The sequence below is a fragment of the Porphyrobacter sp. ULC335 genome, from assembly GCF_025917005.1.
GTDB lineage: Bacteria > Pseudomonadota > Alphaproteobacteria > Sphingomonadales > Sphingomonadaceae > Erythrobacter.
The window spans coordinates 885,685-899,066 of the sequence record NZ_CP078091.1; the positions used below are offsets into that span (position 1 = coordinate 885,685).

The window sequence follows — 13,382 nt, forward strand, 5'->3', positions numbered from 1 at the left end:
GGCACCGCGAAGTGCCTAGGCCGGTGCTCCCCGTACTTCGGGGCTCGGCCCCCGTTCCGATCGAACTCAGTACTTCACGCTCACGCCCACCTGCACCGCCTGATCCGAACCAGCGCCCGAGGCCATGCGGTTGAGGTAATCGAGCTCGAATGCCACGCTCCCCAGCAACAGTTCGGTTCCGAAGCCGAAGGTGAACTGTTCCCGCGCAAAGCCGGTCAGCGTTACGGTGGAGAACGGACCATTCACCAGATCGCGATAGGCGACGCCTGCATCGGCATTGCGTTCAAGATCATACAGATACTCTGCCCGCAAGCGCGGCAGCAGTGACCCGCGCTTGAACCGGTGCTCGTAGGCGATGATGGTGCCAAGGCCGATCGAGGTGAAATCGATGTCCTGATCGAGGAAGCGCAGATCCCACAGCGAGCCGGTGTTCTCGGTATAGCCGCCGAGCTTCCCGCGCACGAGGTCGAGCCGCGAGTAGGGCGTGATGACCCACTTGCCGGTTTCGATCTCCGCGCCGAGCGAGCCGGTGGCGAACCACTGCTGGCCCGAACGGCTGGAGTCGATCAGCGCCCCGGTGCTGGTGACATAGCGGCGCAGATCGAAATCGAGCCACTGATAACCGCCAAGCCATTCAAGGTAGATGCCCTTGCCCAGCTGATGGCTGCCATAGGCGGCAATCGTCTTTGCAGTGCCCTCGCTCCGTGAGCCGTTCTCGCCCACATCGGTCTCGTCGCGCCCGATGCCGACACCCAGGCCCGCCGCGAACGAAGGGCTGAACTGGTAGTCGGCGCCAATGCTGATCCCTTCGCTGTTGAACTCCTGCGACAAGCGTCCTGATTGGGCATCGCGGTCACCGAAACGGATGGTGCCGCCGGTCCATACGGTCCATGCTTTCTCGTCCTCACCGGCGAAGCTGTTGCTAGCACCCCCGACCGGTTCGGACGCACGATCCGCGGCAGCGAGACCTTGTTGGGTCTGGTCGTTGTTCCGGCAGGCTTCGTTGGTCCAGTTGGTGATCGAATCCTCGCAATAGCCCGGGCTGCTCAGCCGCACGCCATTCTGGAAGCCGCCACCGCTGCGGCGCATGCCGCGCATGCTTTCGAGCCGGCGCATGAAGTTGTTGACCTGCGAATTGGCAAGGCGGCGGCTCGATTGTGCCTGAGCCTGGACCAGACCGCGCACTTCGGGATCGAGCGCAGGGTCGGGCCGTGCCGTGATCTGCAACGCGTAGGAGATGGTTCCGGTCGCTGCAGTTCCCGTGGTGCTGTCGGTCACGGTGATGGCAAAGTTGACAGTGCCCGAGCCTGTCGGCGTTCCGCTGATGACGCCAGTTGCGGGGTCAAGCGCGAGGCCTGCCGGAAGCGTGCCCGTGGTCACTGCGTAGCGATAGGGCGCGACCCCGCCTGTGGCCGAAAGCCGCTGGCTATAGGCGAGCCCCTGCGATGCTGCAGGAAGCGTTTCGGGCCGGATCGCCAGAACCGGGACGTCGACCACCAGCGTGAGGTTGGTCGGGGAGGCCTGCCCGTTGGCATCACGAGCCGTGACCGTAAGCGCAAAGGTGCCCGAAGCCGTCGGTGTTCCAGCCAGATCACCTTCTGCCGAAAGCGTCAGGCCAGCCGGCAGAGCGCCGCCCGTCAGGCTGAAGCTGTAAGGCGCCACAGCACCCGAGGCTGCCAGCCTGGCAGAATAGGCGGTTCCCGAGCTCGCATTCGGAAGCGTCCCCGGCGTCACCACGATGGTGGGGGCCGTTACATTGAGGGTGTAGCTTCCCGAGATGGTGAAGGGTGCCCCTGCGCCGGTCGCGCCGGTATCGGTCGCGGTGATCGTGACAGGGAAGGCGCCGGTCTGGATCGGCGAGCCCGAGATGGTACCCGAGGCGGCATTGAAGGTCATGCCGTTGGGCAGAGCCCCGGCGAGAGCATAGGAGTATGGCCCGATGCCCCCGCTGCCAGCAAAGCTTCGGCTGAACGGTGCCGCGTAGGCTGCATCGAAGGAGCCGGACGCCGGGTCGAGCACGAGGTTGGGCGCGCCGACGTTCAGGTTGAACACGCCGCTTGCCGTGAACGGTCCGTTGCCGGTGCTGCTGTCAAGGGCGCTCACCGAAACCGCGAACGTGCCTTGAGCCCGGGGAACGCCCGCGATCGTCACACTGTTCGAAGTGGTTCCGGTGAGCGCCACGCCTGCAGGCAATCCAGTGACCTGGTACGACCCGAAGGGCGCCGAGCCGCCTGCAAAATTGAACGTCTGGCTATAGGATACCCCGACCGTTGCGGTTAGCGATCCCGACGCGCTTACGGTCAGGTTGGGGGCGGCCACGGTGACCGTCACGGTCGCCGGCTGTGATGTCCCGCCAGAATTGGTCGCGGTGTAGGTGAAGCTGTCGGTGCCCGAGAAGGACGGATTGGGACGATAGCTTATCCCGATGCCATCGACACTCGCGGTACCGTTGGAAGGCGCGGAGACGATGCTGACCGCAGTCGGCGCACCGCCCGAAAGGTTGAGAGCGACAGCGGTCTGCGGCGCTCCGTAAGCCAGGCTCACGCTGACCGGTCCGGCCACCGGCGTCGCAGGGAGGATCGCGATGGTGTAGCTCTGGCTGGCGGAATAGGGGCCGTTGCCGGTGCTGCTGTCGGTTGCGGTGACGGTGAAGGCAAAGGTGCCGAATGCGCTCGGCGTTCCCGCAATCGTGCCGCTGCTGGACAGGGACAGGCCTGCGGGAAGCGCCCCGCCCGTCACAGTGTAGGTGAAGGGCGCGGTGCCGCCCGAGGCAGGGGCCAACGCCGCACTATAGCTTGTGCCGCTCTGGCCACCGGAAAGCGATGTCGCGGGCAGCGTGATGGTCGGCGAGGCCACCTCCAGCGTGAATGTACGGCTTTCATTGAAGGGGCCAGGCGCCACGTTGCTGTCTGTGGCGGTGACCGTGAAGCTGAAGGTGCCGCCCGCACTCGGCGTACCGGACAGTAGTCCGGATGGCGCGAGGCTCATGCCAGCGGGCAAGGCGCCGCCAGTGATTGCAAAGCTGTAGGGCGAGGCTCCGCCGCTGGCGGAGATGGTGCTGCTGTAACCGACGCCCACCGTTGCGCCCCGAAGCGCGCCCGGCGAGATCACGATGATCGGTGCCGCGACATTGATGGTGTAGCTGCCAGAGACGGTGAAAGGAGCTCCTGGGCCGGTGGCACCGATGTCTGTCACGGTGACGGTGATCGGGAAGCTGCCGGCCTGGGTCGGCGAGCCCGAAATGGTGCCTGAAGCTGGGTCGAACGCCAGCCCGACCGGCAGGGTGCCGCTCAAGGCGTAGCTGTATCCCCCTATTCCGCCACTGGCCGTGAAGCTGCGAGTGAACGCGGCTGCATAAGCCGTGTCGAAGGTTCCAGATGCAGGGGTGAGCACGAGGTTGGGCGCGCCGACGTTCAGGTTGAACACGCCGCTTGCCGTGAACGGTCCGTTGCCGGTGCTGCTGTCGAGGGCGCTCACCGAAACCGCGAACGTGCCTTGAGCCCGGGGAACGCCCGCGATCGTCACACTGTTCGAAGTGGTTCCGGTGAGCGCCACGCCTGCAGGCAATCCAGTGACCTGGTACGACCCGAAGGGCGCCGAGCCGCCTGCAAAATTGAACGTCTGGCTATAGGATACCCCGACCGTTGCGGTCAGCGATCCCGACGCGCTTACGGTCAGGTTGGGGGCGGCCACGGTGACCGTCACGGTCGCCGGCTGTGATGTCCCGCCAGAATTGGTCGCGGTGTAGGTGAAGCTGTCGGTGCCCGAGAAGGAAGGATCGGGGCGATAGCTGATCCCGATGCCGTCGACAGTTGCGACACCATTGGAAGGAGCGGTGACGATGCTGACCGCAGTCGGCGCACCGCCCGAAAGGTTGAGAGCGACAGCGGTCTGCGGCGCTCCGTAAGGCAGGCTTACGCTGACCGGTCCGGCCACCGGCGTCGCAGGGAGGATCGCGATGGTGTAGCTCTGGCTGGCGGAATAGGGGCCGGTGCCGGTGCTGCTGTCGGTTGCGGTGACGGTGAAGGCAAAGGTGCCGAATGCGCTCGGCGTTCCCGCAATCGTGCCGCTGCTGGACAGGGACAGGCCTGCGGGAAGCGCCCCGCCCGTCACAGTGTAGGTGAAGGGCGCGGTGCCGCCCGTGGCGGGGGCCAACGCCGCGCTATAGCTTGTACCGCTCTGGCCGCCGGAAAGCGATGTCGCGGGCAGCGTGATGGTCGGCGAGGCGACGACGATCGTGTAGGACCGGCTTTCGCTGAAGGGCCCCGGCGCCGCGCTGCTGTCGGTCGCTGTAATGGTGACGTTGAAGGAGCCGCCTGCGGTCGGCACGCCTGACAGCAGCCCCGAGGGTGCCAGGTTCAGGCCGGTCGGCAACGTGCCCGAAGTGACTGCGAAAATGTATGGTGCTGTGCCGCCGCTGGCGCTCAGGCTTTGGCTATAGGCCTGTCCAACCGCCCCAACCGGCAGGGAGGCGGGTGAAACCGTGATCGGGACATCATCATTGGTAATCGTGACGACGCCCTGGTTGTCCGCAATCGTGGCATTGGTGGCACCCGAGAGGTTGACGAGGAAAGTCTCGTCCGCTTCCGGCACTGTATCACCTATCACGGCAACATTGATAAGCTGCGCGGTCTGGCCAGGGGTGAAGGTCAATGTGCCGATGATGCCGGTGTAATCGGCGGGCTGCGCTGCCGTTTGGCTACCGGTCGCGAAACTGACGGTGACGACCTGGCCGCTTGGCGCGCTGAGCGACACTGTGAGCTGCGCATTCGTGATGCCCGAATTGCCCTCAAAGACGCCGACATCGCCGATCGAGATCGTTGGAAGGTCATCATCGTCGCTGATCGTGCCCAAGCCTTGCCCGTCCACTACCGTGGCATTCGTCACATTGGTGACGTTGACGAAAAAGCTCTCATTCGGCTCGTCGAGAAGGTCGCCCGTGACGGACACCGTGAAGGTGGCGCTGGTCGATCCGGCAGCGATGGTCTGACCGCTGAGGCTTTGCGCGGTATAGTCTGATCCGGCAGTCGCCGTGCCGTTGGCAGTGGCGATGTCGAACGTGACCCCGCCTGCCGGCGCGGCAGCTGCAAGACTGACCGTGAAGGTCGCGCTGGTCGTACCGGAGTTGCCTTCGGTGACGGTCACATCGTTGATCGTCAGGCCGGGGGTGTCGTCATTGCTGATCGTGCCCGTAGCCGCATTGGGGGATCCGACAGTGTAGCCGGTTCCAGCGGTCACGGTGAGGACGACAGTCTCGTCAGCCTCGACGTTGGTGTCGGCGGCCGGGTTGACCGTGATGGTGCCGGTCGTTTGGCCCGTGTTGATGATCAGAGGCGAGGTGATCGTCGCATAGTCGGTACCGCTGGCGGCGGTACCCGTGACTGCATAGTTGATCGACACGGGGCTATTGGACACCGCGCTGAGTGTCACCGTGTAAACGAGATTGCCCGCACCATCCTCGGTCACCGTTGCCGGGGCCACGCTTATCGAGGCGCTCGGCACATCGTCGTTGAGAATGGTTCCGGTCGCGGCCGAGGGACTCCCGACAGTGTAGCCTGCGCCTGCTGCCACAGACAACGTGACCGTCTCGTCAGGTTCAACCGTGCCGTCGGCGGCCGGGTCGATCACGATCGTGGCGGCGGTGGCATTGGCCGGAATGGTGACGTTGGTCATCCCGCCCGTGTAATCCGTGCCCGAGGTCGCGGTGCCGAAAGTCGAGATGTTGACCACAGTCGGTGTGTTCAGGCTGGCACTGCGCGTAACGGTAAAAGTCAGATTGTCGGTGCCATCTTCGGACAACGAAGCAGGCGAGACGGCAATCGAGACCGTCGGCTGCGCGGTGACATTGATCGTCAGTGTTTCCAGCTCGAAGTAGGAGCCCGGACCGGTGCTCGAGTCCGTCACTCTGATCGTGGTGTTGAAGGTGCCCGACGTGGTCGGCGTGCCGGTGATCTGCCCGGTCGACGAAAGCGACAGGCCCGCCGGCAATGCGTTTGGCGGAACGGGTTCGACCAGGAAGCTGTAAGGCGCAACGCCGCCATTGACGCCAATGGTGAACGACGCCGCAGCACCTTGCACGACCGAATAGCTCGATTGTGCAAGCGCCAGCGAGGGGACCTGGACGGTGCCGGAATAGCCTTTGACGACGCTCTGCGCCGTTGGGTTGGTCGAATCGGTGACCCGCACGTTAAAGGCATAGCTGCCACGCTGGGTGGGCGTGCCGCTGATCACGCCTGCGCTGCTGAGCGTCAGGCCGACCGGCAGGGCGCCGCTATCGAGCACGTAGGTGTAGGGCGCAACGCCGCCGGTGGTGCTCAGCGACTGTGTGAAAGGCGTGCCAGCCACCATTGCCGACAGGTTGACCGGCGCGACGACGAGCGACGTCGTTGCGGGCAGGATCGTGATGTTGACACGGATCTGGTTGTTCGGCGGCGCCTCGCCATCATTGACCGTGAAGGTGTCGGTCGTACCACTGGCCCCGTTATGCGTGTAGATGATCGGCTGATTGGGGCCGAAGGCACCCACGCTCGCGGTGCCATGTGTCGGTTGGGCCAGAACAACCCCCAGCCCGAATCCGACGTTGCAAGATCCCGCATTGATGCTGACAGTCCCCCCCCAAGGTACTGTCGCAAGCAACGTCGGGCAGAAAGCCGAAGTGCCCTCGTCATTGTTGATCGTGCCAGTCGCGCTGGACGGCGTACCGACAGTGTAGCCCGAGCCACTGGCGATCGACACGATCACAGTTTCGTTGGCTTCAGATATTGTGTCAGCCGTCGGATTGATCGTCAGCGTGGCCGAAGCCGCGTTGGCGGGGATCACAATGGTGCTGGCCGCACCCGTGTAGTCCGACCCGCTGGTCGCAGTACCCGAGGTGGTCAGGTTGACCGTTAGCGAGCTGGCAGATGCGGCACTGCGGGTTACGGTATAGGTCAGGTTCGTGCTGCCATCTTCGGCTACCGAAGCAGGCGAGACTGCGATCGAGACCGTGGGCTGCGCGGTGACGGTGAGCGTGAAAGTCTCAAGCTCGAAATAGATGCCGGGCCCGGTGCTCGAATCCGTCACGCGGATGGAGACCGGGAAACTGCCGGGCGCTGCATTCGTCGTCCCGGATAGCACCCCAGCACCCGATAGCGTTATGCCGCTCGGCAGGCTGCCCGTTTCGATCTGGTATGCATAGGGCGCGACGCCGCCGTTGGTGGTCAGCGTCTGCGAGAACGGGCTCCCCTGTATCGCCGTTCCAGCGTTGCTGCCCAACGATAGGGAAGGGTTCTGGACGCTGCCAGTGTAGCCCTTGTCGACGAAATTGGCGGTTGGGGCCGTGCTATCAGTCGCGCGAACGCTGAAGGAATAGGCCCCCCGCTGCGTAGGCGAACCGCTCAGCACACCACTTGGCGACAGGGACACGCCGGGAGGCAGCACGCCCGACTGCAAGCTGTAGGAATAGGGCCCGGTGCCTCCGGTGGTGGTGAGCGTCTGCGAGAAAGGCGTGCCAGCCGTAAGCGTCGGCAAGCTGCCGGGCGTCACCGTCAGCGGCGAAGCCGACGGCGTTATGGTGATGGTAAACCTGACGTCGCCCGACCCGGCCAGTGATCCGTCGGAAAGTTCGAAGACGTCGACCGAACCAATTCCGGTCGATCCGTTATGACTATAGTCGAGGAACCACTGCCCGCCGGTGTGCCGCGTGGTGGCAGTCCCGTGATTTTCAAAATCGGCTGGGCCGAAAGCGCCACCATCAATGTCGCCAATGCCTCCCAATCCGGCAACGGCCTCGCAGTCGGAGATATTGATGGTTACCGTCCCGCCCGCCGAGACGGTTGCGGTCTGCGCCGGACACTCGCCCGAGGTGTGCTGAGCATAGGCTGGACCTGCAATGAGCGCTTGCCCGATCACCAGGGCGGCAGCTACGATTGCCTTCCTAAACGAAGTCCACTTACCGCCGCCCATTGCCATACCCCAGAAGTTCAAGCCCGCTCTCAACGGGCAGATCAGGGACGTGCGGATAGCAGCTGCGATTTAATGTCTATTATTCAGTGATGTACTAGTACAATTTGATTATGGATATGATCAGCTTGGCGATTGCCAATCCTTGGATTTCCGAACGGGCAAGTGGTTGAACAGCAACCGGAATGCGATAGCTCCGCATTCGAAGCGACGGGCATCGAGAGGCGAAGGTCTGCGCAAAGGTGATCCATGCGCGTGCTTTGCTGCGCTTGCATGGCGCGCATGGGCAAGGCTTCCGGGCGGCTCAGGCGTACGAGTGCGGGAAGCTTAAATCAACGGCTTCGCCGAGCCTGTTCGCGGATCGCGATGGATAGATCAGCGGGAAAAGCGATAACGCTCGCCGAACTTGCTTTCGCCCAGCGGTGTCCCGTTCAGTTTCAGCTGGCGATGCTGCACCCCGCTGACGAGCTTGCCCAGTCGCGGATAGAATACGGCCGCAAAATCAAACGCGCGCAGCTGTTCAACGGACCCCTTGGCGCGGACAAGCTCCATCGACTGGAGCGCGCAAACCTCCATGGATTCACCTCTACGGCAGTCGTCGACTCCCATGTCCGTGTCGAGAGGCTGGGGGAACAGCCCGTCGACCAGAATGACTTCGCCTGCCTCGACCTGAAATGATGCGACCTCGTCGGTGAATTTGATCCCGACATCGGTCGCGGGGATCGGCAGATAATTGGTCATCGGGTAATAGCCGGCGGCACGTGTCTGCTCGGTATACTCGGGAGTGTAGACAGACTGCGTGCAGACGCCCTTGTACCACCAGTTGCACTCTTCGCTTCCAGCGACAGTGGTTGTGATAGCATCGCGGTAAACCATGGTCTCTTCTGCTTCGAGCATGCTGCTGGCGACCTGCCGCAGTTCGCCGATGGCGGCGGTGCGGTGACCGGAGGCAATGAATTGCCCCTCGCCCAGCCTCGACCGCGGCCGAGGGTAGCTAATCTTGCTGAGCGAATATGTCCCCGGTTCGACAACGAAAACCAGGTAATCGTTGTTGCCGATCTTGTGTCTGTAGAACCAGCCGGGAGGCCCAATCTGCTGAAGGGACACATTCTGCGCAATGACCACCATCGATTCAGGATCGGTGACATTGACCCACTCCATTGCCATGGAATATTCCACAGCAGCCGATCTGCCTTTGTCAGTGACCTCGTCGGCAAGGTTGTCATCGAGCAGAGCCTCGGTGGGGTATTTGAAGTCTATCCCTAGTGTTGCGACAATCAGGATGGCTCTACCCTGATTGTAGAGAGTCTCGATGATCTGGTCGGCCTTCTCGCGGTTCTTGCGCTGATACTTGGTAAATTCCTCGGATGGCGCCTGCGCATTTGCGACCTGAGGCAATCCGGTCACGGCTAGCAAGCACGCGAACGTCATCGCGGCTCTGGCAGCGGCACGCATTCTCGAACTTGGTCGGCTCATGTGAAATCCCTTACTTCTGCGCGCTCAGGCAAGCGCGAAGCTCTTCGCGGGCGGCATGCCCGCCAGTCCAGCTGCCCGAGAAAAGAGATTGTCCGAAATTGGTGGCCGTCTCGTCCTTCTCCAGAACCGCGATGTTCTCGCTGTCATCCATGGCATCAAGCGCAGCAGTGAAGTCGGTCAGCTCAAACAGGATGGCATAGTTCTTCGATCCCGCGGGGTAATTCACCGCTTTCACGGTCTGGTCGCTGTCGCCATCGGTGGCCAGCGCGACGCGGATGATGCGAGGGTTGCTTGTGAAGGGAACGCTGGGGCCTGACACGAAGAAGTAGCCCTTTTTCCACCCGCTGGACGGCCCGATATATCCGATCGCATTCATACCATCACGGAAGGTCATCGCGCAGCTCTTGCCGGTCTTCCCGTCAAGCTCCCCCTGAGCCCAGCCGGTGCGTGCGGGACGCGGTGCGCCTGCCCTGTCCTGATCGGCGGCTTCGTCACCTTCACCAATCAGCTGGGCGAGCTGTGCCTCAAGGTCGGACTGCTCCTTGGCCGGGCCAGCGGCAAGGAGCGGAATTGCCAAAGCAACGGCAGCCCATCTTTTCTGCAAAACCTTCATCACGAAAATCCCAATGATATAGCTGCCCGGGAAAATGCTTGTGGCGCATGAGAAGGGCGCAAGCGGTCAAACTTACCATCCTGATTTTTTAGCGAAACGTACGACGAGGTACCGGTACGTCGACGGCCATGCCGCGCACCGGGCTACGTCGTCAGGAGGTCGCGGACCGATACCTTGAGGCTCTGTCGGCAGGCAAGGTAGCCCACCATGCACACCGTAGTGACCATCGTCATGACGATCGCCGTCACCCACAGCAGGTCCGGATTATAGGTGAGCTTGAACTGCGCGTCATAGATCAGGTAACCGGCAATCCATGTGCCGGCGACGGCCCCGGATGCGGCGATCATGGCGGTGATGACCCAGTCGTAGAAATTGAGCCGCAGGCAATCCGCTTCACGCAGCCCCATGCTCATCAGCAGACCGTTCTTCTGGCGGTCATCGGCGCTGAAGCCGGCAACCGAAGCGGCAAGCACAAACAGCGACAGCAGCAACACCATGGCGGCATAACCGCTTGTCACCTTGGTGACGATCCCGAGCGTCTGGTCAAACCGTTCGGTCAGCTCCTTCAGGGGGACGAGCGCAAGGGTTGGATATTCTTGCCACAGATCGGCCAGCGCATTCCAGGCGGACGGCGGCAGTTCCATACTGCCCATGTAGCGGGTGGGAGCGTCGATCTTCTCCCGGGCAGAGGCGGGAACCTGAAACCAGAATGTGATCGAGCCGCTACCCGGCTGGTAGGCGTGGCTTGCCACGAGTGTGAAGACATAGGGCTTTCCGCCAATCTGGTAGGTCAGCTTGTCGCCAAAGCTGAGCCCCAGATCGGTCATGATTTCCGCTTCCGCCGAGATCTGCTGCCAGTCGGTCGGATTGGACGGCCACCATGCTCCGCCCGACAGCTTGTTGTTCGCTGGCATTTCGTTCGTCCAGTTCAGACGGATCGGATCCTGCAAAGTCGCCAGGGTGTCGCTGGGTCCGTTGCTGAAGTCCGCGAGGGACTCCCCGTTTACCGCGACAAGCTGCGCCGAAACGAAAGGCCGCATGGCGCGCACGCTGCTTCCGGTCGCCTTGGCCCAGTCCCCGATCGCCGCGATCTGGTCGGCCTGCGCCTCGGCGATCATGAGATTGCCATCGTGGCTGCGGTTATATCGCTCCAACGTCGCTCCCAGATCGCGCATCAGCATCAGGGAAAACAGCAGCAGAAGTCCGCACAGGCCCAGACCCATCACCTGCGCCGACTTGGCGAAAAGGCGCCGCCGCATCATGAAGAAGGTGAACGGAAGCAAGCCGGCGCGCCGGCTGCCCCAAAGGTCGCCAAGGCGGATCACGGACCAGGTCAGGCCTGCCATCAGGGCAAGCGCAGCGATGATAGCCGCGAGCGTCATGCCGGTCAGCAGCCAGTTGTCCGAGTAGGCGGCGGCCAGAAGTGTCACCGAGCCGATGCTCCAGATCATGCGCTGCCAGACGTGACTGCCCTCTGCCGGATTGCGGATCAGCGACAGCAAGGACGCGCGCGACAGCTGGATGAAACTGGGAATTTGCAATGCCAGTAGCAGCAGGAAGAACAGCCCGATGGTCTTCAGGGCCGGCGCTATATGCCAGCCGGTTCGCACACCGGGAAAATACGCCTGCAATTCGGCGATGATCAGAACATATGCGAATGCCGCAAGGGCGCTGGCGAGAACGATCGAAAACAGAAACCCCGCCAGCCATTCGCCAAGCGCCATCAAGGTGGCCGTGCGCGTGGGCGTGCCGAAGCTCGCATATATCGCAGCGCGGTAGCGCATCCGGGCAAGCCACCGGCGGTTGGTCATATCGAGCGCCACGGCACCCATGAAGAAAAGGATCACGGATGCGAGGCCGAGGAAATTCTCGGTGCGCTGCCAGAAACTCGCCAGCGGGTGCTGTCCGCCGTTCTTCTTGACCACGCTTGCGCCGGGCAGCGCCTTGCCCGCCCAGGCCTCGATCGCCTGCTGCTGGCCGGCATCCGCAGTCACCAGAGAACGGGTGCGCACCTTGCTGGTGTCGATTGCGCCGGTAGCGAAGCTGGCTTGATGGGCCATCGCGCGAAGGGTGGTGCTGTGACCTTCCATGATGCGGTCGGGTTCATGAAACAGGATGGCGCCAAGCCGCAGTCTGGTGCCGCCTAGGGTGAGGACGTCGCCGACTTTTGTTTGCAGCCGGGTTGCAAGCCGAGATTCCAGCCAGATCTCGCCGACCTTGGGGCCCGAACGCACGGCGGTCTGCGGGCTCGCAGGTGTGTCGCTGATCTGGAGATTGCCTTGCAGCGGGTAGGCGTCATCGACCAGCTTGAGCTGCACCCGCGCCCATTGCTGATTATGCGTCAGCGTGATGTCGGACAATTGCGTGACAGACAGGCCACCCGAAAGGCTTCTGAGTCTCACCTCGTCGCCCGGTTTGAGCGGAGAGTGGCTTTCGATCACCAGATCGGAACCGAGCATCTGATCGAGATTGTCGGCCAGATAGCTCTGGATCGAAGCGCTGGTCAGGGTCAGCGTCAGGAGGAAGAACAACAGCGCCGTCTGTGTGGCGAGGCTGATACGGCCATCGCTTCCCGCAAGATCACGCCAGCTGTTCTCAAGGATCAATCTGAGCTTGTTCACGCCGCCGCCCTCATCTTTCCGTTTTCGAGCATCAGGGTGGCGTCGGCGCGCTTGGCGAGCGTGCTGCTGTGGGTCACGATAACCAGTCCGCAGCCCGTTTCGCGGGCGCAATCGAACATCAGGCCGGCGACGACATCAGATGTGCGCATATCGAGATTGCCGGTCGGTTCATCCGCGAAGATGAACCGGGGGCCGGTGACGAATGCCCGCGCAACCGCAATGCGCTGCTGTTCACCGCCGCTCAACTGGTGGGGGCGGTGCTGCGCACGGTCCTTGAGGCCGACCTTCTCGAGCCAGGACGCTGCGATATCGAAAGCGTCCCGCCTGCCCTTCAGGCGCAGCGGTAGGGCGAGATTGCCGATGGCATCAAGCTCGGGCATCAGGTGGAACTGCTGGAAGATGAAGCCGGAACTGGCGCGCATCATCAGCGCGTCGACCTCGGCCCCATCGATGGTGAACCGCACAGCGCCTCCCACTGGTTTCTCCAGCCCGGCGGCGATCGACAGCAGGCTTGATTTCCCGGCGCCGGACGGACCCACGATGGCGAGTGTCGTGTCCGCGCGGATCACACAGGACAGGCCGTGGAACAGCTCGATCCGTTCATGTCCCGTATCGAAGTGGTGACTGACGTTATCGAGTTCGATCTTATCCTGCATGGCATGTGTTCCTGGTACCGCCCGGGGGCGCGGTTCTGTATTTCGACGGGATTGCAAGGAGGGGGAGGCGCCGCC

At 62.9% G+C, this 13,382-nt stretch carries 5 protein-coding genes; all 5 read right to left on the reverse strand.

Translation table 11 applies throughout. From position 1 onward, the window contains the following. Positions 1-66 precede the first annotated feature (66 nt). Complete coding sequence (locus tag KVF90_RS04355; protein WP_264393629.1) at positions 67-7,890, reverse strand: putative Ig domain-containing protein; 7,824 nt, start codon at positions 7,888-7,890, stop codon at positions 67-69. A gap of 426 nt (positions 7,891-8,316) precedes the next feature. After that, complete coding sequence (locus KVF90_RS04360) at positions 8,317-9,417, reverse strand: hypothetical protein (RefSeq protein ID WP_264393630.1); 1,101 nt, start codon at positions 9,415-9,417, stop codon at positions 8,317-8,319. A gap of 10 nt (positions 9,418-9,427) precedes the next feature. Next, positions 9,428-9,994 carry a hypothetical protein gene (locus KVF90_RS04365; protein WP_264393631.1) on the reverse strand — a complete coding sequence of 189 codons (567 nt, stop codon included), beginning with the start codon at positions 9,992-9,994 and terminating at the stop codon, positions 9,428-9,430. Positions 9,995-10,173: 179 nt separating this feature from the next. Continuing rightward, positions 10,174-12,651 (reverse strand): ABC transporter permease, encoded by a 2,478-nt coding sequence (locus tag KVF90_RS04370; RefSeq protein ID WP_264393632.1) that lies wholly within the window; start codon positions 12,649-12,651, stop codon positions 10,174-10,176. Then, positions 12,648-13,307: an ABC transporter ATP-binding protein gene (locus tag KVF90_RS04375; protein WP_264393633.1), complete on the reverse strand. Its 660-nt coding sequence runs from the start codon at positions 13,305-13,307 to the stop codon at positions 12,648-12,650. Before KVF90_RS04375 ends, KVF90_RS04370 begins: the two co-directional genes overlap by 4 nt. Positions 13,308-13,382 lie beyond the last annotated feature (75 nt).

Coding starts and splice junctions, on each gene's coding strand:
- KVF90_RS04360 (WP_264393630.1), bottom strand. CDS start 9,417: ATGAGCCGACCAAGTTCGAGAATGCGTGCCGCTGCCAGAGCCGCGATG.
- KVF90_RS04375 (WP_264393633.1), bottom strand. CDS start 13,307: ATGCAGGATAAGATCGAACTCGATAACGTCAGTCACCACTTCGATACG.